Annotated in this window: 22 protein-coding genes and 1 pseudogene; 16 read left to right on the top strand and 7 right to left on the bottom strand. The window is 74.8% G+C overall.

Annotation, left to right across the window (positions count from 1 at the left end; genetic code table 11):
- The 8 genes and pseudogenes from VFG42_RS10220 to VFG42_RS10185 all read left to right on the top strand — a co-directional run.
- Positions 1–295, top strand: a pseudogene (locus tag VFG42_RS10220) (hypothetical protein); the annotation flags it as partial.
- On the top strand, positions 292–1,011 hold the full coding sequence (locus tag VFG42_RS10215) for a DUF3891 family protein (RefSeq protein WP_324907963.1): 720 nt from the start codon (positions 292–294) through the stop codon (positions 1,009–1,011). The pseudogene VFG42_RS10220 and the gene VFG42_RS10215, both read left to right, overlap by 4 nt.
- 36 nt (positions 1,012–1,047) lie before the next feature.
- Entirely contained in the window at positions 1,048–1,806 is a 759-nt protein-coding gene (locus VFG42_RS10210) for a glycosyltransferase (RefSeq protein ID WP_324907961.1), read from the top strand.
- Between the two features lie 29 nt (positions 1,807–1,835).
- Positions 1,836–2,462 (top strand): hypothetical protein, encoded by a 627-nt coding sequence (locus VFG42_RS10205; protein ID WP_324907959.1) that lies wholly within the window; start codon positions 1,836–1,838, stop codon positions 2,460–2,462.
- A 54-nt stretch (positions 2,463–2,516) separates the two neighbouring features.
- The gene (locus VFG42_RS10200) at positions 2,517–3,815 is read left to right on the top strand and encodes a hypothetical protein (protein ID WP_324907957.1); all 1,299 of its coding nucleotides are present in this window, start codon (positions 2,517–2,519) and stop codon (positions 3,813–3,815) included.
- Positions 3,816–3,828: 13 nt separating this feature from the next.
- The gene (locus VFG42_RS10195) at positions 3,829–5,598 is read left to right on the top strand and encodes an HD domain-containing phosphohydrolase (protein ID WP_324907955.1); all 1,770 of its coding nucleotides are present in this window, start codon (positions 3,829–3,831) and stop codon (positions 5,596–5,598) included.
- A 50-nt stretch (positions 5,599–5,648) separates the two neighbouring features.
- Positions 5,649–6,566: an alpha/beta hydrolase gene (locus tag VFG42_RS10190; protein WP_324907952.1), complete on the top strand. Its 918-nt coding sequence runs from the start codon at positions 5,649–5,651 to the stop codon at positions 6,564–6,566.
- Between the two features lie 53 nt (positions 6,567–6,619).
- A complete protein-coding gene (locus VFG42_RS10185) occupies positions 6,620–6,925 on the top strand; it encodes a hypothetical protein (protein WP_324907950.1) in 306 nt (101 codons plus the stop codon).
- Here VFG42_RS10185 and VFG42_RS10180 read toward each other — a convergent pair.
- Positions 6,922–7,155: a hypothetical protein gene (locus tag VFG42_RS10180; protein ID WP_324907948.1), complete on the bottom strand. Its 234-nt coding sequence runs from the start codon at positions 7,153–7,155 to the stop codon at positions 6,922–6,924. The genes VFG42_RS10185 and VFG42_RS10180 overlap by 4 nt on opposite strands.
- 5 nt (positions 7,156–7,160) lie before the next feature.
- Entirely contained in the window at positions 7,161–7,430 is a 270-nt protein-coding gene (locus tag VFG42_RS10175; protein ID WP_324907946.1) for a hypothetical protein, read from the bottom strand.
- On the opposite strand from VFG42_RS10175, the gene VFG42_RS10170 reads away from it, so the two are divergent.
- Positions 7,429–8,121, top strand: coding sequence for a hypothetical protein (locus VFG42_RS10170; RefSeq protein WP_324907943.1), 693 nt, complete (start codon positions 7,429–7,431; stop codon positions 8,119–8,121). The genes VFG42_RS10175 and VFG42_RS10170 overlap by 2 nt on opposite strands.
- Here the strand turns inward: VFG42_RS10170 and VFG42_RS10165 are convergent.
- Entirely contained in the window at positions 8,118–8,945 is an 828-nt protein-coding gene (locus tag VFG42_RS10165; RefSeq protein WP_324907941.1) for a MerR family transcriptional regulator, read from the bottom strand. The two genes, VFG42_RS10170 and VFG42_RS10165, sit on opposite strands and share 4 nt — an antisense overlap.
- A gap of 51 nt (positions 8,946–8,996) precedes the next feature.
- Here VFG42_RS10165 and VFG42_RS10160 point away from each other — a divergent pair, with 51 nt between their 5' ends.
- The 3 genes from VFG42_RS10160 to VFG42_RS10150 are packed head-to-tail and all read left to right on the top strand — an operon-like array spanning position 8,997 to position 13,565.
- Positions 8,997–10,883: a hypothetical protein gene (locus VFG42_RS10160; protein WP_324907939.1), complete on the top strand. Its 1,887-nt coding sequence runs from the start codon at positions 8,997–8,999 to the stop codon at positions 10,881–10,883.
- Positions 10,884–10,924: 41 nt separating this feature from the next.
- Complete coding sequence (locus VFG42_RS10155; protein ID WP_324907937.1) at positions 10,925–11,380, top strand: hypothetical protein; 456 nt, start codon at positions 10,925–10,927, stop codon at positions 11,378–11,380.
- 22 nt (positions 11,381–11,402) lie between these two features.
- The gene (locus VFG42_RS10150) at positions 11,403–13,565 is read left to right on the top strand and encodes a DEAD/DEAH box helicase (protein ID WP_324907935.1); all 2,163 of its coding nucleotides are present in this window, start codon (positions 11,403–11,405) and stop codon (positions 13,563–13,565) included.
- Between the two features lie 6 nt (positions 13,566–13,571).
- Here VFG42_RS10150 and VFG42_RS10145 read toward each other — a convergent pair whose 3' ends face one another.
- Positions 13,572–14,654 (bottom strand): PQQ-dependent sugar dehydrogenase, encoded by a 1,083-nt coding sequence (locus VFG42_RS10145; RefSeq protein ID WP_324907933.1) that lies wholly within the window; start codon positions 14,652–14,654, stop codon positions 13,572–13,574.
- An 83-nt stretch (positions 14,655–14,737) separates the two neighbouring features.
- Between VFG42_RS10145 and VFG42_RS10140 the strand changes: the two genes are divergently transcribed.
- On the top strand, positions 14,738–15,946 hold the full coding sequence (locus tag VFG42_RS10140) for a cyclopropane-fatty-acyl-phospholipid synthase family protein (RefSeq protein WP_324907931.1): 1,209 nt from the start codon (positions 14,738–14,740) through the stop codon (positions 15,944–15,946).
- A 228-nt stretch (positions 15,947–16,174) separates the two neighbouring features.
- On the opposite strand, the gene VFG42_RS10135 is transcribed toward VFG42_RS10140, so the two are convergent.
- Complete coding sequence (locus tag VFG42_RS10135; RefSeq protein WP_324907929.1) at positions 16,175–16,609, bottom strand: ATP-binding protein; 435 nt, start codon at positions 16,607–16,609, stop codon at positions 16,175–16,177.
- Positions 16,610–16,765: 156 nt separating this feature from the next.
- On the opposite strand from VFG42_RS10135, the gene VFG42_RS10130 reads away from it, so the two are divergent.
- Complete coding sequence (locus VFG42_RS10130) at positions 16,766–18,058, top strand: allophanate hydrolase (RefSeq protein ID WP_324907927.1); 1,293 nt, start codon at positions 16,766–16,768, stop codon at positions 18,056–18,058.
- Here VFG42_RS10130 and VFG42_RS10125 read toward each other — a convergent pair.
- Positions 18,055–18,654, bottom strand: coding sequence for a TetR/AcrR family transcriptional regulator (locus tag VFG42_RS10125; RefSeq protein ID WP_324907925.1), 600 nt, complete (start codon positions 18,652–18,654; stop codon positions 18,055–18,057). The genes VFG42_RS10130 and VFG42_RS10125 overlap by 4 nt on opposite strands.
- A 139-nt stretch (positions 18,655–18,793) precedes the next feature.
- Here VFG42_RS10125 and VFG42_RS10120 point away from each other — a divergent pair, with 139 nt between their 5' ends.
- A complete protein-coding gene (locus tag VFG42_RS10120; protein WP_324907923.1) occupies positions 18,794–20,269 on the top strand; it encodes an MFS transporter in 1,476 nt (491 codons plus the stop codon).
- Between the two features lie 85 nt (positions 20,270–20,354).
- Positions 20,355–20,765 (top strand): hypothetical protein, encoded by a 411-nt coding sequence (locus VFG42_RS10115; RefSeq protein ID WP_324907921.1) that lies wholly within the window; start codon positions 20,355–20,357, stop codon positions 20,763–20,765.
- 9 nt (positions 20,766–20,774) lie between these two features.
- On the opposite strand, the gene VFG42_RS10110 is transcribed toward VFG42_RS10115, so the two are convergent.
- The gene (locus tag VFG42_RS10110) at positions 20,775–21,563 is read right to left on the bottom strand and encodes an aldehyde dehydrogenase family protein (RefSeq protein ID WP_324907919.1); all 789 of its coding nucleotides are present in this window, start codon (positions 21,561–21,563) and stop codon (positions 20,775–20,777) included.
- Between the last annotated feature and the right edge of the window lies 1 nt (position 21,564).

The following is a 21,564-nucleotide window of genomic DNA, read 5'->3' as shown; positions in this document are numbered from 1 at the left end:
CGAGGAGGCCGCCGCCGCGCGCGAGGCCGCCGGCATCGGCGGGCCGCGTCTGGACGACGCCCACGGCGACGAGGCCTTCGAGGCCGTCTACGAGGCGGGCGGCGGCGAGGCCGAGGGCTTCGAGGCCGCCGAGGACGCGCTGGTCGAGAACGCCAGCCACGGCGGCGGCCGCGCCGACCCGATCGGCGACGCGTTCACGCCGGAGGCCGAGTCCGACGAGCAGACCGCCGTCGACGCCGAGGCCGACGAGGAGCGCGTCTCCGAGCTCGACGAGGACGACACCGACCGCCGGTGATCGTCCGCCCCGACGGCGACGGCCACCTCGCGATCGGCCAGGCGTCGCACGCCTGGCTGTCGGGGCAGCTCGCCCGGGCGTGGGTGCCGCGCCCGGAGCCGTTCGAGGAGGTCTGCCTCGGGGCGCTGCAGCACGACGTCGGGATGGCCGAGTGGGACCTCGATCCCGAGCGCCATCCCGACAGCGGCCTGCCGGTCCAGTTCTACGAGCTGGACCGGCGGACGCACCTGGCGCTGTGGACCGCCGCGCCGCGCAAGGTCCTGACGCAGTCGCGCTACGCGGCGTTGTTGGTGTCCTTGCACGGGACCGGCCTCTACGAGCGCTTCCCGCCCAGGACCGACGACCCGGAGATCGCGCGCGCGGTCGAGGACTACCTGACCGGCCAGCGCGAGCTGCAGCGCGCGCTGGCGGCCGAGGTCGGCGCGACCGAGGAGGAGCTGCGGCGCAACCAGGCGCTGCTGGCGATCTGGGACGGGCTGTCGCTCGCGCTGTGCCAGGCGCGCCTGCCCTACGAGGCCGGCGGCTTCAGGCTGGCGCGGGCCGACGGCGACGCGAGCGCGAGCGCGAGCGAGTCCTACACCTTGGACCCGTGGCCGTTCGGCGACGACCGCGACCGCCTCGAGCTGCGGGTCGAGGGCCGCCGCCTCGCCGACCCGCGCGCCGACCTTCACCGCGCACCGAACCTGACCCTCCGCCTCGTCCTGCGCCCTTCGTAGTTAGGGACGCGCGCGTTCCGGCAACGCTGTCTGGACGTGACACCGCACCTCGAAGGACGCCTTCGCCCGTCACGGCGCGCGGGGGCGACGCATGACCCGCTCGACCTGCTCGACGTCGCGGTCGTCGTCTCCCGCCAGGCGCCGTGGCAGCTCGCGGCGCTCCAGGCCGCGCTGGCCGCCGACCTCTCCGAGGAGTGGTGCGGCGGCGTGCTCGTGGTCGACGACGGCGCGCCGGCCACCACCGCGCGCGCCGCCCGCGCGGCGCTCGCCGACCACCACGTCCGCGCCCGCCGCACGATCCTCACGCTGCCGCGCCGCCTCGGCACCACCGCCGCGGCCGACCTCGCGATGGCCGAGGCGACCGGCGTCCACGTCGCGCTGATCGACGCCGCCACGCGGCCGGATCCCGGCACGCTGCGCGCGCTGACGACGGCGCTGGAGGACGACCACGACGCGCTCTGGGCCGCGCCGCGGGCCGCCACCGGGCTGGCCGTCTTCCGCCGCGCCGGCTTCCTCGACCTCGGCGGCTTCGACCCCGAGCTGCGCGGCACCGCCGCCGTCACCGACCTCGCGCGCCGCGCGACGATCGAGGGCCGGCGGCTGCTGACCGTGCCCGACGCGGGCGCGCACCGCGACGGCCGCGCCGACCACGGCGCCTCGCGCCGCTTCCGCGGGCGCGGCACCCGGCCCGAGGACCGGGCCACGCCGCCGCACCGGCGCCCGTGGTCGGGCAGCGCGCTGGCGCTGTGGCTGCCGCGGGCGCGACGCGCGGTCGTCCGCGAGGACCTGGTGTAGGTCGGCGCGCCTGGGGTATGGCGTCGCCCATGGATGAGGTCCTTCCCGGCGTCCTGCACTGGACGACGTTCCACGAGGGCATCGGCCGGCCGGTGCACTCGCACTTCTACGTCGAGGGCTGCGCGCTGTTCGACCCGCGCGTGCCCGAGGACGGTGGCCTGGAGGAGATCGCCCGCCATGGGCGACCGGAGGTCGTCCTGCTCTCCAACCGCCACCACCTGCGCCACGCGACGGCCTTCGCCGAGCGCTTCGACTGCCCGATCCGCGCGCACCGCTCCGGGCTGCACGAGTTCGCCGACGGCGGGCCCGACGTCCAGCCGTTCGAGTTCGGCGACCGGGTCGCCGACGGCGTCGTGGCGCTGGAGGTCGGCGCGCTCACGCCGGAGGACACCGCGTTCCGGATCGCGGCCGGCCCGGGCGCGCTGCTGTTCGCCGACGCGCTGATCCGCGACGGCGACGGCGGGCTCGCGTTCGTCCCGGACGTCCTGATGGGCGACGACCCCGAGGCGGTCAAGCGCGGGCTGACGGCGGCGCTGACGCGCCTGCTGGACCAGGACTTCGACGCGCTGCTCTTCGCCCACGGCGCGCCGGTGGCCGACGACGGGCGCGAGCGGCTGGAGGCGTTCCTGCGCGAGAACGAGGCGCGCGCGGCGTAGGACGTCCGTCCAGGAGCCCTGGCGCTCGCGGCGTCAGGAGGCGATCACCTGGACGTGCGCACGCCACGGAAGGTCAGCGCTGCCCTCTTGGGCGCGGTCGTCGCCGTCGTCGCGGCCCTCCTCGTGCCGGGCCCGGCGGGCGCGCTGCTGACCCTGGGCGTCACGACCAAGAGCCCCAAGGACGTCGCGGCCCGCTCGGCGACGGTCAGCGCCGAGGTCACGGTCTCGGTGCTGGGCGCGTCGGTCTACTGGCAGTACGGGACGACCACCGGCTACGGCTCCACCAGCAGCGCCCTGTCGAGCTCGCTGATCGGCGTCAAGGAGACGCTGTCGCTCCCGCTCACCGGCCTGACGCCGGACACGACCTACCACGTGCGCGCCGTGGCGGCCAGCGGCCTGACGACGGCCTACGGCGCCGACGTGACGTTCAAGACGTCCAAGGCCACGTCGGGGGACGACGGCACGACGACGCCGGGGACCGCCCCCGGCGGTGGCACGACGCCGGGCACCGACGACGACAACGGCGGCTCGAACGGCTCGGGCACCGGCGACACGCCGACGTCCTCGGCGCCGACCACCACCACGCCGACGACGACGCCCACCACGACCACCACCACCTCGTCGCACACCGGCAAGACCACCGGCGACGACCGCACCCCGTCCGGCTCGGGCTCCACCACGGGCGCCGGCTCCGACGCCGGCGACGACGACGTCGACACCCCGCCGAGCACCGACCCCGCCGCCAACGTGCCGCGCGGCGAGGCCACCGCGGCGGTCACGCCGGTGCTGGGCAAGACGCTGGCCGCCGCGACCGTCCAGGGCAAGGTCACCGCGACCGGCCCCGGCGGCACGCCGGTCGACCTCAGGTCCGCCAAGGCGGTCCCGACCGGGACGGTCATCGACGCGCGCGCCGGCACCGTCGAGCTGACCACCGCGCTGGACCGCAAGGGCGCCACCCAGACCGGCCGCTTCTGGGGCGGGCGCTTCGAGGTGCGCCAGAGCGCGGCCCACCGCGGGCTCACGCGGCTCGTGCTGCGGGGCGGCGACTTCGGCGTCTGCCCGCGCGGCGGGCGCGTCGCGCGCGCCGGCGCCGTCGCCGCCAAGGTCAAGGCCAAGCCCAAGAAGAAGAAGCCGTCGCGCTCGCTGTGGGGCGCCGACGACCACGGGCGCTTCCAGACCCACGGCCGCGGCTCGGTCGCGACCGTCCGCGGCACCCGCTGGCTGACCCAGGACACCTGCTCGGGGACGCTCACGCGCGTCGCCGCCGGCGCGGTCGACGTCCACGACCTGCGCACCGGCCGCACGATCCGCGTCCGCGCGGGCCACCGATACCGCGCGCGGGTCGCGCCGTAGCGAGCGGCCGACCGTGTCCGCCCTCCCCCGGTCCGGATCGCACGCCCGCGCCGTCCTGCTGGCCGGGCTGCTGGCCGCCGCCTGCGGCCTGGGCCTCTGGGCGACGGGCGTCTCGCGGTCGCTGGAGGAGACGACGGTCGCCTGGCGCTTCCACCTGCGCCCCGCGCACGCGCCGAGCGACCTGGTGGTCGTCGGCGTCGACGACGCGACGCTGTCGGACTACGCCGGCCGGCACGGCTGGCCCTACCCGCGCTCGTGGCACGCGCAGGTGCTCGACGAGCTGCGCCGCCTCGGCGCGCGCCGGGTCGTCTACGACGTCCAGTTCACCGAGCAGACCACGCCCACGCAGGACCGCGCGCTCTTCGACGCGGTCGGCCGCTTCCCGGGCACGGTCCTGGCGACGACCGAGACCGACGGGCACGGCGGGACGAACGTCTTCGGCGGCGACGACCACGTCGCGGCGGTCGGAGCGCGGGCGGCGATGGCGTCGTTCCCGATCCTCGGCGGCGGCGAGATCGCGCGCGTGGAGCCGTCGGCCGACGGCGTGCCGACGATCGCGGTCGCCGCGGCGGAGTCGCTCGGGCATCGCGTCGACGTCCGGGCCTTCGAGCGGGGCGGCGCGTGGATCGACTACCGCGGCCCGCCCGGCACGATCCCCGAGCTGTCGTTCTCCGACGTGCGCGAGGGCCGCGTGCCGGCGTCGGCGATCCGCGGCAAGGTCGTGGTCGTCGGCATGGTGGCGCCGACCGGTCAGGACGTCCACCCGACGCCGACCGTCCACGACGAGCTGATGTCCGGCCCCGAGGTCCAGGCCAACGCGCTGTGGACCGTGCTGCACGACCTGCCGCTGCGCTCGGCGCCGGGCTGGGTCGGCGCGCTGACGATCTTGTTGATGGCCTTGGCTCCGGCCGCGGCGGCGCTGCGGCTGCGCACGCTGTCGGTGCTGACCGCGCCGGTCGCGGCGCTCGCGTTCCTGGGCGCGGCGTACCTGGCGTTCCGCGCGGGCTGGGTCGTGGCGGTCGTGCCGCCGCTGGCGGCGCTGGCGCTGAGCGCGGTCGGGACCGTCACCGCGTCGTACCTGACCGAGCGCCGCGAGCGCCGGCGCGTGTCGCGGCACAACGCGGTGCTCGAGCAGGCGGTGCGGGAGCGCACGGCCGAGCTGCACGAGACGCAGCTGGAGGTCGTGGCGCGCCTGGCGCGCGCGGCCGAGTGGCGCGACGAGGACACCGGCGAGCACGTCGAGCGGATCGGCCGGCTGAGCGAGCGCCTGGCGCTGGCGGCCGGCTGGTCGGCGACCGCGGCCGAGACGCTGCGCCACGCGGCGGTCCTGCACGACGTCGGCAAGATCGGCGTGCCGGACCGCGTGCTGCTCAAGCCCGGCAAGCTCGACCCCGAGGAGTGGGCGATCATGAAGACCCACGCCGAGATCGGGGCGTCGATGCTGTCGGGGTCGCCGTCGCCGCTGGTGCGGCTGGGCGAGGAGATCGCGCGCACGCACCACGAGCGCTGGGACGGCTCCGGCTACCCGCGCGGGCTGGCCGGCGAGGAGATCCCGATCGCCGGGCGGATCGTGGCGATCTGCGACGTCTTCGACGCGCTGCGGTCGCGGCGCCCGTACAAGGCGGCGTGGACGCTGGAGGACGCGCTGAACGAGATCGCCGCCCAGTCCGGACGCCACTTCGACCCCGAGCTGGTCGCGCTGTTCGTGCCGCTGGCGCGCGAGCTGGGCGACATCGCCACGCGGGACGGGGACGACGACGGCCAGCTGACGCTGGCCGCGTGAGCGCCGCGACGCCGGTTGGCCGGGCTGGTACGGCGCGGTACCATCGGGGGATGGACGAGCGCTTCGCCGAGGTCGGCAACGGGATCACCCTCTGCCACGAGACGTTCGGCGACGCCGCCGATCCCGCCGTCGTCCTGGTGATGGGGCTCGGCACGCAGATGATCGGGTGGGACACCCGCTTCTGCGAGCAGCTCGCGGGCCACGGGTTCTTCGTCGTGCGGTTCGACAACCGCGACACCGGCCGCTCGACGCGGCTGGACGGCGCCCCGGTGCCCAAGCTGCACGAGATCGCGCTGCGCCGGATCCCGCGCCCGGCCTACAAGCTGGCCGACCTGGCGCTCGACACGGTCGGGCTGATGGACGCCCTGGAGATCGAGCGCGCGCACGTCGTCGGCGTCTCGATGGGCGGCATGATCGCCCAGACCGTCGCGGCGCGGCACCCGTCGCGGGTGCGGTCGCTGACGTCGATCATGTCCAACACCGGCGCGCGCTTCAGCGGCCAGCCGGCGCTGAAGACCTACCCCGTGCTGCTGGGGTCCTCGCCCGCCGACCGCGACGGGTTCGTCGAGCGCGGGATGAAGACGTGGACGACGATCGGGTCGCCCGGCTTCGAGCGCGACGACCTCGAGCTGCGCGCGATGATCGAGCTGAGCTTCGACCGCGGCGCGTCGCCCGCCGGCACCGCCCGCCAGCTCGGCGCGATCATCGCCTCCGGGGACCGCCGCCGCGAGCTGCGCGGCGTCCAGGCCCCGACGCTGGTGATCCACGGCGAGGCCGACAAGCTCGTGGCGCCGTCCGGCGGCCGCGCGACCGCCAAGGCGATCGACGGCGCCAAGCTCATCACGATCCCCGGCATGGGCCACGACCTGCCCAAGGACGCCTGGGGCCAGATCATCGGGGCGATCGCCCAGCACGCGCACGCCGCCGACGTCGCGACCGGCGACCGGCCGGCGGTCAAGGCCGCGTAGCCCCACGGCCGCCGACGCGGCCTACACTCGTCGGGGTGAGCCTATTCCGGCGCATGGGCGGTCCCGACGACGGGTCCGAGCGGATCGGGGGCCTCTCCGGCCCCGACGAGATCCGCCACGTCAGCCGCACGTCCACGCTGGCCGTCGGCACCCTCGCCTGCCCCGCCTGCGACGCCCCGGTCTCCCCGTCCGGACGGCTGTCCCCCGCGACCGACCTGGCCTGCCCCTTCTGCGGCCACGCCGGCCGCGTGCGCGACTTCCTCACGCTCGGCGCGCCGACGCGCCCGGCGCACGTCGTCGTCCGCGTGATCTCGCCGTCGCAGCTGCGGATCGTGCCGCGCGGCGACGAAGTCTGCTAGGCCTCCGCGCCGATCTCGCCCTCCCGACGGAGGTGGAGGAGGTGCAGCAGGCGGAAGAAGCGACGGCGCCAGCGCTCGTACACGCGCGGGCCGAAGGGCTTGGGCGACCACGGGCCGCCGTGCTCGGTCAGGAAGATCTTCTCGAGGTCGAAGGTGGCGAACGCCTCCTCCGCCGTCATCCCACGAAGCTCCTCCGGCGTCATGTCCCTCAGCCTGCGCTTGGGTTCCATGCCGGTCACCGTACGCCGATCGCGACGATCCACAACAGCGACTGACCAGTCGTGACGACGGCCAGCGTGGCGAACAGGCGGGTCAGCCGGTGCGCGAGCCGCTGGTTGCGGAGCTGCTGCTCTTGATAGAGCAAGCCGACCGTTGCGAGCCAGTTGAGGGTTCCGGTCTCGGCCTGCTCGGCCGCCAGGCTGCGCAGGTCCGGGTCGACGTCGCCCGCCTGCGCGCGACCGGCGCGATGTCCGGTCCGGCTCGCCGCGAGCGTCATGGAAGGCATGACCACCATCACCGTCCTCGGCGACCGCAACCCCGACTGGATCACCCACCGCGCGCTCGACGCGACGCTGGCCCTGCTGCCCGAAGGGATCGACGCGCGATGGGCGCCGACCGACACGCCGCTCGACGACCTCGGCGACGGGCTGTGGATCGCGCCCGGCAGTCCGTACCGCGACGACGACGCCGTGATGGCGGCGATCGCGCGCGCTCGCGCGGAGCGCGTGCCGCTGCTCGGCACGTGCGGCGGGTTCCAGTACATCTTGCTCGCGCTCGCGGGCCTGGACCTGGGCGACCACGGCGAGTCGACGCCGGACGCCGCCGCGCCGCTGGTCGCCCCGCTGCCGTGCCGCGTCGACGGCGAGTGGCGGCCGGTCACGCCGGTGCCCGGCACCATGCTGGCGTCGCTGCTCGGCGTCGAGCCGTTCGCGGGCCTGTTCTTCTGCGGCTACGCGCCGCGCCCGGACGCGGCCGACCGCATCGCCCGCGCCGGCGGCGTCATCGCCGCGCACGCCGACGGCGTCGGCCCGGTCGCCCTCGAGGTCCCCGACGGCGAGCCGTTCGTCATGGCGACGCTCTTCCACGTCCAGATCGGCGCGCTGGACGGCGAGCCGCTCTCGCCGGTGATCGCCGCGTTCGCGCAGGCCGCGCGGGCCCACGCCCGCGAGGCGCCGGCCGAAGCCGCCGCGTCCTAGCCCTTGCCGCCCTTCCCCCCGCCGCCCTTGCCGCCGCCCTTCCCCCCGCCGCCCTTGCCGCCGCGCCGCCGCTGCAGCCGCTCGATCTCCCGGCCGAAGGCCTGCTCGGACTCGTCGGCCATCGCGACCGCGAAGATCGCCAGCAGCGACTCGGCGGCCAGCGGCCGCAGCCGCTCCAGCGCGTCGCGGACCTCGGGCCACCGCTCCTCCGGCGCGCCCGCCGCCTCGAACGGCTTCCAGACCTGCTCGACGAAGAGCTTCACGTACGCCCGCGCGACGCCGTCGGCGTGCTTGCGGATCGTCGCCGCCAGGTCCATCGCGACGCCGGCCGGGACGCCCAGGCGCTCCAGCTCCTTGCCCGCCGCGGTCAGCCGCGGCGTGACGTCCTCGAACGACCCGTCGCCCAACGGCCGCAACAGCCCCAACTTGACCGCGCGCTCCAGCAGCCCGACGTCGGTCGACCCCCAGCGCTCGGCCAGGTCGCCGCCGGTCAGGACCTCCGGCTGCTCCTCGGTGTAGGGCTCGGCGACCGCGCGCAGGAACCGCAGCGGCTCCTCGGAGGATCCCGGGGCGGCCTCGACCAGGCGGCGGATCGCCTCCAGGTTGAAGCCCTGCCCCTGCATCTCGCGGATCAGCTCGATCCGCGCGAGATGCTCGGGCCCGTAGTAGCCGGTGCGCCCCCGCACCTCGGGCGGCGGCAGCAGGCCACGGGACTGGTGGGCCCGGATGTTCCTCACGGTCATGCCCGTGCGCTGGGCCAGCTCATCGATGGTCAGGTCTCCATCGTCGAGAGCGCGCTCAGGTGCCTCCGTGACATCGGACACACGTCGATCCTACCGCGTTTGATGTGACATGGATCGGTGTAACATGACCCCATGGCACTTTCGCACGTCGTCGCGGCGTCGGAGCCCGCGGGAGGAGCAGCGCTCGATCAGGTCGCCATCGCGACCGGCATGGCCGGGATCGCGACGGCGGTGCTGATGGTCGGGATCCTGGGCTATCGCAAGCATCCGGGCAAGGACACGCCCCTGCGGCGCCTCGCGCAGGTCGCCGAGCGCGCCACCGGCCTGCCCGGCTGGGCGGCGCTGCCGCTGGCCGTCGGCGGCGGCTCCCTGCTCGTCGCCCTCCTGGGCATGTACTGGGACATCTCGCTGCACATCGACCAGGGGCGCGACCCCGGCCCGCTGGCCAACCCCGCGCACTACCTGATCCTCGTCGGCCTCTACGGCGTCTTCGCCTCCGGCTGCCTCGCGCTCGCGCTGCCCGAGGAGAAGCCGGGCCCGGCCGCGATCCGCATCACGCGCGACTGGTACGTGCCCGTCGGCGGCGTGCTGACCGCGGCCTGCGGCGGCTTCGCGCTGCTCGGCTTCCCGCTGGACGACATGTGGCACCGGCTCTTCGGCCAGGACGTCACGCTCTGGGGCCCGACGCACCTGATGCTCTTCGGCGGCGCCGGCCTCACGCTCATCGGCCAGGCGATCCTGCTCGCCGAGGGCCTGCGCTACCGCGGCATCCGCGCCGACCGCCTGACCGACACCCAGCTCTTCACGTCGATCCGCCGCGTCGGCCTCATGGGCGGCCTGCTCATCGGCCTCTCGACCTTCCAGGGCGAGTTCGACTTCGGCGTCCCGCAGTTCCGCATGGTCTTCCACCCGATGCTGATCGCGCTGGCCGCCGGCCTGGCGCTGACCGCCGGGCGGATCTGGATCGGCAAGGGCGGCGCGCTGGCCACCGCGATCATGTTCCTCGTCGTCCGCGGCCTCATCGCGCTGATCGTCGGCGACGTCTTCGGCGAGTCCTCGCCGACGCTGCCGCTCTACCTCGTCGAGGCGCTGTGCGTCGAGGGCGTGGCGCTGGCCGTCGGCCGCGACCGCCCGCTCACGCTGGGCGTCGTCGGCGGCCTGCTCTGCGGCACGGTCGGCTTCGCGGCCGAGTGGGTCTGGGTCAAGGAGATGTTCCCGCTGCCCTGGAACGACGGCATCATGCCCGAGGCCCTGATCTGCGCCGCGATCGCGGGCACCGCGGGCGGCGTGCTCGGCGGCCTGCTCGGCGCCGGCCTGCGCTTCCAGCTGCCCTCGCGGGCGGTCGCCCGCACCGCGGCGATCGCCGCCTTCGCCGCGATCGCGGGCCTCACCGCCAACGGCCTCGTCACGTCGCAGCCCGACGGCCAGACCGCGACCGTCCGCCTCCAGGACGACGGCGGGGATCCCGCCCATCGGCACGTCGTCGGCACCGTCACGCTCAACCCGCGCGACACCGCCGACAAGGCGGCCTGGGTCACGGTCACCTCGTGGCAGAACGGCGGCATGAAGGTCGACCGCCTGCAGCGCGTCGGCGAGGGCGTCTACAGGTTCCGCGTCCCGGCGCCGGTCTACGGCGACTGGAAGACCGTCCTGCGCGTGCAGAACGGGCGCTCGGTGATGGGCGTGCCGATCTACATGCCCGAGGACTCCGCGATCCCGGGCGCCAAGCTGGTCCCGGCCACGCCGGAGTTCACCCGCGCGTTCGTCGCCGACCACCGGCTCCTACAGCGCGAGCGCAAGGACGACATCCCCGGCTGGCTGTGGACCGCCGCCTGCCTGGTCGTGCTCGCCCTCGCGATCGTCTTCATGACGTCGCTGGCGTGGGGCGTGGCCCGCGTGGCGCGCACCGGCTCCGACGGCGACGGCACCGCCCCGCCCGCCGAGCCCGCGCGCAAGGGCGATGAGCGCGCGGCGCGCTTCCGCCGCGGCGGCCGCATCGCCAGCGCCCCGGGGACCTGATCGCGCTCCCCTGACCTGAAATGGGGTAGAAGGGGGAGGTCATGAGCAGTCCCGCCGGACCGTCGGCTCCGTCCGCCCCCTCCGCCCCGTCGACCACCGCCCGCGCCGAGGCCGCGTTCCTCGTCGCGGTGATGGCGATCGGCTCGGTCGTCATGTGGGTGATCTCGCCGGTCGCCTGGCTGTGGATCGCGTCGCGGATGACCAGCTCCAGCCAGCCGTCGCTCGGCCCCTACGTGCTCGTGCTCGCCGGGATGGCGCTGACCGCGGTGGTCATCGGCAAGGGCCTGGGCAAGGTCAACCGCACGCACATGCGGCTGACCGGCCGGATCGGCGACAAGCGCGAGGCCCGCAGCTGGAACAAGTCGATGCGCGCCGAGCGCGGCCGCACCAACGACCGCGGCGTCCTGGAGCAGGTCATGGCCGTCTCGGTCAGCTGCGCGCTGGTGCTCTTCGGGATCTGGTTCTTCGCCTTCGCGGGCTCATCCCTGCCCAGCTGACGCACGCACTAGCCTTAAGGAAGTGCAACTGGCCTCCGGGGACCCCAACGTCGACCTGCGCCGGGGGCCCGACGGCAAGCCGATCGTGGTCCTCGGCTTTCCCTACGACCCGCACATCGTCGCGGTCGTCCGGCAGATCCCGCACCGGCGCTTCGACTGGGACACGCGCGAGTGGTGGGCGCCGGTCGACGACTGGGCGGCCGTCCACGTCGCCGAGGTCCTCAAGCGCTTCCCGAAGCTGACGGCGTCGACGCAGGTCGACATCTGGCTGCGCGGCGTCGGCGAGCGCTGGGTCGGACGCGTGCGCACGACGCGCTACGACGGCCAGGGCTGGTGGGTGCTCGACACCCGCGCCGGGACCGTGCCCGAGGCGTTGTTGGAGGGGTCGATCGAGGTCGACGGCATGCTGCTGGCGCCGCTGACGCGCGCCGGCGCCGAGGCGATCGACGAGGCGCGCGGCGCCAAGCTCGACGCCTCCGCGACGCGCTGCGTGCAGGCGCTGCTGGTCGGCGACGAGGCGCCGCCCGCGCGCCTCTCCGTCCTCAACAGCTCCGAGGGCGAGTCGTTCGTCCTGGAGACGCTCTGGGACCCGACGATCGGCGACGCGTTCGAGCGCCTTCCCGGCGCCGGCGACGGCGGCCGCTCGCTGCCGCTGGACCCGTGGGTCATCCACCACCTCGACGGCTTCCTGGCCACGCACGGCGTGGCGATCGACGCGCCCGCCGAGTCCGCGCTGGAGGACCTGCGCGAGGAGGCCGCCGAGGCCCAGGCGCAGATCCGCAGGTCCAAGGCCACCGAGGCCGAGCCGCTGGCCGAGGCCGCCGCGCGCCTCGGCGGCGAGCTGCAGCCGTTCCAGTGGGCGGGCGTGCGCTACGTGCTGGACGCGCGCCGCGTGTTCCTGAGCGACGAGCAGGGCCTGGGCAAGACCGTCCAGGCGCTGGCCGCGCTGGAGGCCGACGACGCCTACCCGGCGATCGTCGTCTGCCCCGCGTCGCTGAAGCTCAACTGGCTGCGCGAGGCCGGGCGCTGGCTGCCGCACCGGACCGTCGAGGTCGTCGAGGGCGGCGTCGCGGTCCCCAAGACCGGCGACATCACGATCGTCAACTACGAGGTCGTCGGCAAGCACTACGAGACGCTCGCGCGCCTGCGCCCCGCGGCGATGGTCGTCGACGAGAGCCACTACTGCAAGAACCCGCGGGCCAAGCGCACGCAGGCCGTGCGCAAGCTGGCCGAGAGCGTCACGCGCGGCGGGCTGCGCGTCGCGCTGACCGGCACGCCGGTGCTCAACCACCCCGAGGAGCTGATCTCGCAGCTGCGGATCATCGGGCGGCTGGACGAGTTCGGCAGCGGCGCGCGCTTCAGCCGCCAGTTCCAGGGCGTGCTGACCGAGGAGCGCCTGCACTGGCACCTGCGCAAGTCGTGCTTCGTGCGCCGGCTCAAGAGCGAGGTGCTGCCGCAGCTGCCGGCCAAGCGCCAGACGATCGTGCCCGTGTCGCTGGACAACGAGCGCGAGTACCGCGTCGCCGAGCGCGACGTCGTCGAGTGGCTGCGCACCCAGCCGCTGGAGCTGGGCGACCTCAACGCCAAGATCGCCGCCACGCTGCGCGCGGAGCGCCTGGCGCAGCTCGGCGCGCTGCAGCGCCTGGCCGCGCGCGGCAAGCTCAACGCGGCGCTGGCGTGGATCCACGACTTCCTGGCCTCCGGCGAGCCGCTGGTCGTCTTCGCCCGCCACCGCGAGGTCCAGGAGGCGGTGCTGGAGCGCTTCCCCGACGCGCTGCACCTCTTCGGGCGCGACTCGCTGCAGGACCGCGAGGCCTCCGTGCAGGCCTTCCAGAACCCCGACGGCCCGCAGCTGATCGTCTGCGCCACGCGCGTCGCGTCCCAGGGCATCACGCTGACGCGGGCCTCGAACGTCGCGTTCCTGGAGCTGGAGTGGACGCCCGCGCTGCACGACCAGGCCGAGGACCGCTGCCACCGCATCGGCCAGCGCGACGCGGTCACCGCCTGGTACCTGCTGGCCGCCAACACGATCGACGAGACGATGGCCACGCTCATCGAGCGCAAGCGCGGGATCATCTCCGCCGTCACCGACGGCAAGCGCATCGACGGCGAGAACGTCGTCGACGGCGTCATCCGCGCGCTGCGCGGCGAGGAGCCCTACCGGCACCTGCGGCCGGTCGCCTAGCGACCCCTACACCTGCACGCGCAGGATCTTGTCGTCGCCCGGCCGCGGGGTCCCGCGCCCGTCGGTGTTGGACGTCGTCACCCAGATCGAGCCGTCGGGCGCGCGCACGACGGTCCGGATGCGGCCGCGTCCGGTGACGATCGGCGAGAGCTTTCTGGCCGACGTGCCGTCCAGGCGCACGCGCAGGACGGCCTGGCCCCGCAGCGCGCCCATGTACAGGATGTTGCCCACGATCGCGATGCCCGACGGCGACGCCTCGTCGGTCGGCCACACCAGCTTCGGGTTGGTGTACTTGCCGCCGTGCGTCGAGCCGAAGCCCTCGACGACCGGCCAGCCGCCGTTGTCGCCGTGGTGGATCAGGTTCAGCTCGTCCCACCGGTCCTGGCCGAACTCCGACGCCCACAGGCGCCCGGCCGAGTCCCAGGCCAGGCCCTCGACGTTGCGGTGGCCGGAGGACCAGATCTGGACGTCCGAGCCGTCGGGATCCATCCGCAGGATCTTGCCGTTGCGCGAGCGCATGTCCTGCGCGAGGCCCGGCGTGCCGGTCTCCCCCACGCCGGCGTACAGCTTGCGGTCGGGCCCGAAGGCGATCCGCCCGCCGTTGTGGATGACGCCCTTGCGCAGGCCGGTCAGGATCGGGTGGATGGCGCCGCCGAGCTTGAAGCGCACGATCCGGTTGTCGCGCGCGGTCGTGTAGTAGGCGTACACCAACTTGTCGACGTCGTAGCGCGGGGAGACGGCCAGCCCGAGCAGCCCGTCCTCGCCGCCGGCGTCGTGCACGACGCCCGGGATCCTCATGACGATCTTGGCCGACCCGCCGCCGGCGGGGATCTCCACGATCCGGCCCGTGTCGCGCTCGCCGACCAGCGCGTTGCCGTCGGGCAGGAAGGCCAGCCCCCACGGCGCCGGCAGGTTCTGGGCGATGACCTCGACCGAGCCGACCGCCGCGGTCGTGCCCGGCCCCGCGGGCGCCGTCGGACGGGCCGCCGTCGTGGCGCCGCCGCCCGCCCCCTCGTCCTGGCCACAGCCCGCGACCGCCGCGATCAGCGCGACCGCCGCGGCCACCCCCGACAGGAACCTGCGCGTCATGCGCCTGGGGTTTCCGCGGGCGACGCCTCGGCCAAACGCGACAGGTCGTTGCTCAGCGAACGGTTTGGGCTAGGTTCTGGGTCATGGCCTTCTCTCGTCCCGCCCCGTTCCGCGAGGAGCTGGCACGCGCGCTCCCGGAACGACCCTTCGACATCGCGTTCTGGGACGGCAGCACGTTGCCCGCGACCAACGGCGACTCGCTGACCACGTTCCGCGTCACCTCGCCGCTCGCGCTCGCCCACGTGCTGCGCGCGCCCGGCCAGCTCGGCATCGGCCGCGCGTACGTGTCGGGCGCCCTGGACGTCGATGACATCGACGCCGCCATCGACGTGCTCGACCAGTGGAAGCCGCCGGCGCTCGACACCAAGCAGAAGCTCAAGCTCGCCGCCGCCGCGGCGCGCGCGACCGGCGTCGTCGCGCCGCCCAAGCCGCCGAAGGCCGAGCTGATCCCGCAGGGTCGCCGTCACAGCATCGAGCGCGACAAGGCCGCCGTCCGCCACCACTACGACGTCTCCAACGAGTACTTCGCGCAGTTCCTGGACCCGTCGATGACCTACTCGTGCGCGATCTTCTCGCGCGGCGCCAAGACGCTCGAGGAGGCGCAGTGGACCAAGCGCGAGCTGGTCTGCACCAAGCTCAACCTCCAGCCCGGCGAGCGCGTGCTGGACGTCGGCTGCGGCTGGGGCGCGTTCGCGATCCACGCGGCCAAGGAGCACGGCGTCCACGTCACCGGCATCACGCTGTCCGAGCCGCAGGCCGAGCTGGCGCGCCAGCGGGCGCGGGAGGCCGGCGTCGGCGACCAGGTCGACATCAAGGTGATGGACTGGCGCGAGCTGCGCGCCGAGCCGTTCGACGCGATCTCCTCGATCGGCATGGTCGAGCACGTCGGGTCGGGCAACATCGACAACTACGCCGTCGCGCTGCGGAACTTCCTCAAGCCGGGCGGCCGCCTGCTCAACCACGGCATCGGGCGCCTGCGCTGGTCCGACCCCGAGGCCGGCCCGTTCTCCGAGCGCTACGTGTTCCCCGACGGCGCCCCGCTGCACGTGTCGCGGATCCTCGCGGCGATGGAGCGCGGCGGCTTGGAGCCCACGCACGTCGAGGGCTTCCGCATGGACTACGCCGAGACGCTCAAGCACTGGGCCGACAACTTCGACGCCAACCTGCCGCGCGCGATCGAGCTGGGCGGCGAGGAGCGCGTCCGCGTCTGGCGGCTCTACCTGCGCACCGCGCGCCGTGGCTTCGAGACGGGCTTCCTGTCCGTCTTCCAGGTCCTCTGCACGCGGACGTGATGCGCTGACGTTCCCGGGCGCGGGCCGCGGCAACGGGCCGGGGCGATCGTGGCCGTCCCGGTGGTGGGGGCGGCTGCTCGTCCCGGTCCTGATCAGCATGGTGGCGTTGCTCTGGCCTGCTTCGGCCTGGCGGTGCTGCTGACCGTCACGACCTCGGTCTCGCTGCTGGACCCTGCGGGTCGTGGTGACGGTGGTGCTCGCGCCGGTGGCCGTGCGGCGGATCGTGGGCTAGCCGCCGCCGGTCAAGAACATCATCGACAGCCGCGCGCCGGCGGCGGAGCCCGCGCTCAGCTCGACGGCGTCGGCGACCGAGGCGATCGTCGGCAGCCCGAGGCCGAGGCCGGGCGAGTCGGGGCGCGGCAGCGGGCCGAAGCCGTCGTCCTCGACGACGATCCGCAGGCAGCCGTCGTCCGTCACCCGCGCGTCGACGCGGATCTCGCCCGGCGGCCGGTCGCGGTAGGCGTGCAGGACCGCGTTGGTGGCCGCCTCGCTGACGGCGAGGCGGACGTCCCCGAGGCGTCCGTCGGGCACGCCCACCTGCTGGGCGTAGTCGGTGACCTCGCTGCGCAGCCTGGCGATCTGCTCCGCGGTCGCCAGCACCGCCCAGCGTCCGGGCTGAGGCGCCATGGCGGTGGTGTGCCCGGCCACGCGCTCGTCATGCACGAGCGCACCGTCTTTCGTCACACGGACGCGCAGAACTGTGAAGTGCGCCATCGACATCCGCCGTCCAGGCGATACGGTGCCCGCGAGCGATCGCCACCCGACGCTCGACGCGATGCAGACCGACACCTCGATCGACCCCGCCGAGAGGGTGGCCGCGTGACCGCGACCGAGCGCGTCCGCTCCGCCTACGCGCGGATCGCCGACGCCGACCGGCCCGAGGTCTGGATCACGCTGCGCGCGGAGGCCGACGCGCTCGCCGACGCCGCGGCGCTCGACGCGCTGGACGACGCCGCCCGCGCGGCGCGCCCGCTGCTGGGCGCGACGGTCGCGGTGATCGACACCGTCGACGTCGCGGGCCTGCCGACCACCGCCGCGTGCCCGGCCTACGCGTCCACGCCGTCGCGGACCGCGCCCGCGGTCCAGCGCCTGGTCGACGCGGGCGCGATCGTCGTCGGCAAGACGAACCTCGACCAGTTCGCGATCGGGCTGACCGGGACGCGCTCGCCCCACGGCGCGGTGCGCGATGCCGTCCGGGACGAGCGCGCCGCCGGCGGCGCGGCGGCGGGCAGCGCGGTCGCGGTCGCGCTCGGGCTGGTGGACCTCGCGGTCGGCACCGACGCCGACGGCTCCGGCCGCGTGCCCGCCGCGTTCGGCGGCGTCGTCGCGATCAAGGCCACGCGCGGGATCGTGTCGGCGCGCGGCGCCGTGCCGGCGCTGCGCGGCCTGGACTGCGTGACGATCCTCGCGCCGGGGCTCGAGCGCGCCGCCGCGGCGATCGCGCTCATGGCCGGCCCGGATCCCGAGGACCCGCTGTCGCGCGCGTGGCCGCCCGACGCGCCCGCGGGGGCGCCGTCCGCCCCGCGCGTCGCCGTGCCCGGCGCCGAGCGGCTGCCCGCGCTGACCGACGCGGCCCGCGCCGCGTTCGCCGCGGCCGCCGCGCGCCTGGAGGACACGGGCGCGCACCTCGTCGACCTCGACCTCGCGCCGTTCCTGGAGGCCGGCCGGCTGGTCGACGACGGCGCGCTGGTGGCCGACCGCTACGCCGCCGTCGGCGAGTTCGTCGACGCGCACCCCGACGCGGTCGACCCGACGGTCGGCGCGATCGTCCGCGCGGCCGGCGACCTGACGGCCACGCAGTACCTGGCCGACGCCGAGCGGGCCGACGCGCTGAAGGCCCGCGCGCTGGACGCGCTGCGCGACGCGGGCGCCGACGCGCTCCTGCTGCCGACCACGACCGCGCAGCCGACGCTGGAGGCGGTCGCCGCCGACCCGGTCGGCACCAGCCGCCGCCTGGGCCTCTACACCACGTTCTCCAACCTGTTCGACATGGCCGCCGTCGCCGTGCCCGCGGGCCGCGCCGACGGCGCGCCGTTCGGCGTCACCGTGCTGACGACGGCCTTCGGCGACCGCGTCGCGCTCGACGTCGCCCGCCGGGTGACGACCGCCTAGCCGGGCCCGGCCCGCAGCCCGTCGAGCGCCATGTCGAGGATGCGCTCGATCTGACCCGGGTCGGCGGCGCGGATCCCGGCGATGCCCGAGACCATGCGGCCGACGTCGGAGAAGTTGGTGTCCTCGCGCGCCTCGCCGGCCTCCTGGGCGCGGCGCAGGAGCATGTCGCCCGCGGAGGTGATCGCGGTGCGGCAGGCGGCGAAGACCGGCGCGTCGGCGTCGACCGCGTTGGCCATCTCCTCCATCAACGCGCGCTTGGTCGCCGCGTAGCGGACGAACTGGCGCAGCCAGGTGACCAGCGCGTCCCACGGGTCGAGGTCGTCGAGCTGCCCGGCCTTGGCCGACATCTCCTCGACCTCGTCGACGTAGACGGCCTCCAGCAGCGCCTGGCGCGTCGGGAAGTGGCGGTACAGCGTGCCGATGCCGACCTCGGCGCGGCGCGCGATGTCCTCCAGGGACGCGGCGGTGCCGTCCTGCTCGAAGGCGTCGCCGGCGGCCCGCAGCAGCTTCTCGTAGTTGCGGCGCGCGTCGGCGCGCTTCGGGCGCTGCGCGAAGCCGGTGACCTGGCCGGGCGGGGCGATCGTGCTGTCGGACATCGGATGCATCATCCTCCTCTTGCAAATCGGAGGCACCCTCCGCTATCATCCTCCTAGAAGCGGAGGCATCCTCCGCCTAAATCGGAGGACGCCTCCAGTTTAGCGCCCTCCCGCAAGACCTCAAGGAGCACCTCTCCCCATGTCGTTCCCCACGCTCCGGCGTGCCTCCGCACGCCGGTCGGACACGCACGCGCCCAGCGGCAACCTCGTGCTGGGCCTCATCCTCGCGGCCTACCTGATGATCGTCCTCGACATCTCGGTGATCATCACCGCGCTCCCCGACATCCACTCCGCCCTGCACTTCTCCTCCGCGGGCCTGACCTGGGTCCAGAACGCCTACGCGTTGACCTTCGGCGGCCTGCTCCTCCTCGGCGCCCGCGCCGGCGACATCCTCGGTCGTCGTCGCACGTTCCTGGCGGGCATCGCGCTGTTCACGTTCGCCTCGCTGCTGGCCGGGCTGGCGCAGTCGGCGACCTGGCTGCTGACGACCCGCGCGCTGCAGGGCGTCGGCGCCGCGTTCGCGGCCCCGTCGACGCTCGCGCTGCTGACCACGACCTTCCGCGAGGGCACCGAGCGCACCCGCGCGCTGGCCTGGTACTCGGCGGTCGCGGGCGGCGGCGGCAGCGCCGGACTCGTCCTCGGCGGCATGCTGACCGACTGGGTCAGCTGGCGCTGGGGCATGTTCGTCAACGTGCCGGTCGGCCTCACGGTCATGTACCTGGCGCCGCGCCACCTGCCCGAGACCGAGCGCCGGCCCGGCGCCTTCGACCTCACCGGCGCCGTCACCTCGACGCTCGGCATGGTCGCGCTGGTCTACGGCTTCGTCCACGCCGCCTCCGACGGCTGGGGCGACGCGATCACGGTCGCGTCGTTCGCCGCGGGCGCCGTCTTGTTGGTGTCCTTCATCCTGAACGAGCTGCGCGCCGAGCAGCCGATCACGCCGCTGCGGCTGTTCGCCAGCCGCGAGCGCTCGGGCGCCTACGTCGCCCGCCTGCTCGTCGTCGGCGCGATGTTCTCCTCGTTCTTCTTCATGACCCAGTTCCTCCAGGGCGTGTTGCACTACAACCCGCTCCAGGCCGGCCTGGCGTTCCTGCCGATGACCGCGGTGATGTTCTCGATGGTCCAGGTCGTCCCGCGGCTGACCGCGCGCATCGGCTCGACGGCGGTGCTGATCGCCGGCCTGTCGATCGCGCTGACCGGCATGTTCTGGCTGAGCCGCCTCGGCGACGGCACCGCGTTCTTCCCCGGGATCGCGCTGCCGCTGGCCCTGCTGGGCACCGGCATGGGCATGGCGCTGACGCCGCTGACCGGCGCGGGCATCGCGGGCGTCGCGCCCGAGGACGCGGGCGCCGCCTCGGGCGTCGTCAACGTCGCCCAGCAGCTCGGCGGCTCGCTCGGGCTCGGGATCCTCGTGACCGTGTTCGCCTCGGCGCAGCGCGGCGCGGGCGGCGACGCGTCCCACGCGCTGGCGCAGGGCGTGGGCTCGGCGCTGACCGGCTCGGCGATCCTCCTGGCCCTCGGGCTGAGCGTCGTGCTGGTCGTCATGCGCGGCGTGCGGATCCCGGCGCTCTCCCCCGCCCGCCTGCTGGCGCGCGTCGGCGTCGGGGCGCGCTAGGGATCGCCCCAGGGCGCGGTAGCCGCACCTCCGGTCCGTGGGCTGCTTACCGGAAGGCGATCGGGCACGCGGCATCATCGGCCGCGTGCTCGACCTCCCGCCCACGACGCTCCCCGCCCAGCCGGTCGCCGAGATCGCGAGCTACGGCGCGACGACGGCCTGGGTCGACCCCCAGGCCGGGGTCGTCGTGCGGCGCGGAGGCACGTCCTCGTCCTTGAAGCTCGACCCCAAGGGGTTGCGCGACCTCGACGGCGGCCAGGCCGTCGGCGAGGGCTCGGCCGCCGGCTTCGGCGGCCTCACCGCCGCGGCCGACGGCACGTTCACCTGGCAGCGCGCGTTCCGCAACGGCTGCGCCTCCCCCCAGCGCGTCGCCCGCCGCGGCACGCTCCGGCGCTGGGGCGTGACCGTCGACCAGGCCCGTGCCCCGCTCGCCGTCCGCTACGCCGACCCGGACATCCCGGGCACGCCCGAGTCGGAGGCCTGCGAGGACGGGTAGAGCGCGACGCTACGCCCCAACCGGGTGCCAGGCCGTGCGCAGCTCGGTCAGCGCCTGGAGGCGCGCCAGCGACGAGCCGCCGTCGCCGCGCACGACGCGCTTGAGCGTCTCGCTCGCGAAGACGTCGACCTGGGCGGCCAGCTCGGCGTCGCCGGTGAGGTCGACGATCGCGTTGACGTCGCGGTGGGAGGCCAGCGCCGGGACCAGCTCGGCCTGGCGGCCGGAGATCAGGTTCACCACGCCGCCGGGGACGTCGGACACGCCGAGCACCTCGCCGAGGTCCAGGCCCGGCAGCGGGTCGTCCTGCGGCAGCGCGACGACGACCGCGTTGCCGGCGGCCAGCGGCGCGGCGATCGCCTCGACCACGCGCGCCAGCGGGTCGCGCTTGGCGCACAGCACGGCAACGACGCCGGTCGGCTCGGGCGTCGAGATCGACAGGAACGGCGCGGCGACCGGGTTGACGCCGCCGAGCACCGCGTGCAGCTTGTCGGTCCAGCCGGCGTAGTGCACCAACGCGTCGACCGCGTCGGCGACGTCGCCCTCGAACTCCCGCGCGCGGGACTCCAGCGCCTCGGCCGCGCGGTAGAGCACCTGCCCGCGGTTGTAGGCGGTCTTGCCCGCCCAGCCCGCCTGCGCCTTGCGCGCCACCTTCACCGCGTCGCGGACGTCCTTGCGCGACCCGCGCGGGTAGTTGATGCCCTCGACCTCGTCGTGGCGGCCGGACTCCGACCGCACGAACGCGCCGCCGACGTACAGCTTGTAGGTCTTGGCCACGGCCCTGCGCTGCGTGGACGCCATC

This window comes from Baekduia sp. (assembly GCF_035685985.1).
Taxonomy (GTDB): Bacteria; Actinomycetota; Thermoleophilia; order Solirubrobacterales; family Solirubrobacteraceae; genus Baekduia.
This window is presented reverse-complemented; position numbering and strand designations above follow the sequence as displayed.

Bases quoted from the DNA above. Each gene is read 5' to 3' on its own strand.
- VFG42_RS10205 (WP_324907959.1), top strand. From the start codon at position 1,836: ATGGATGAGGTCCTTCCCGGCGTCCTGCACTGGACGACGTTCCACGAG.
- VFG42_RS10190 (WP_324907952.1), top strand. From the start codon at position 5,649: ATGGACGAGCGCTTCGCCGAGGTCGGCAACGGGATCACCCTCTGCCAC.
- VFG42_RS10185 (WP_324907950.1), top strand. From the start codon at position 6,620: ATGGGCGGTCCCGACGACGGGTCCGAGCGGATCGGGGGCCTCTCCGGC.
- VFG42_RS10180 (WP_324907948.1), bottom strand. From the start codon at position 7,155: ATGGAACCCAAGCGCAGGCTGAGGGACATGACGCCGGAGGAGCTTCGT.
- VFG42_RS10170 (WP_324907943.1), top strand. From the start codon at position 7,429: ATGACCACCATCACCGTCCTCGGCGACCGCAACCCCGACTGGATCACC.
- VFG42_RS10175 (WP_324907946.1), bottom strand. From the start codon at position 7,430: ATGCCTTCCATGACGCTCGCGGCGAGCCGGACCGGACATCGCGCCGGT.
- VFG42_RS10160 (WP_324907939.1), top strand. From the start codon at position 8,997: ATGGCACTTTCGCACGTCGTCGCGGCGTCGGAGCCCGCGGGAGGAGCA.
- VFG42_RS10155 (WP_324907937.1), top strand. From the start codon at position 10,925: ATGAGCAGTCCCGCCGGACCGTCGGCTCCGTCCGCCCCCTCCGCCCCG.
- VFG42_RS10145 (WP_324907933.1), bottom strand. From the start codon at position 14,654: ATGACGCGCAGGTTCCTGTCGGGGGTGGCCGCGGCGGTCGCGCTGATC.
- VFG42_RS10140 (WP_324907931.1), top strand. From the start codon at position 14,738: ATGGCCTTCTCTCGTCCCGCCCCGTTCCGCGAGGAGCTGGCACGCGCG.
- VFG42_RS10125 (WP_324907925.1), bottom strand. From the start codon at position 18,654: ATGTCCGACAGCACGATCGCCCCGCCCGGCCAGGTCACCGGCTTCGCG.
- VFG42_RS10120 (WP_324907923.1), top strand. From the start codon at position 18,794: ATGTCGTTCCCCACGCTCCGGCGTGCCTCCGCACGCCGGTCGGACACG.
- VFG42_RS10110 (WP_324907919.1), bottom strand. From the start codon at position 21,563: ATGGCGTCCACGCAGCGCAGGGCCGTGGCCAAGACCTACAAGCTGTAC.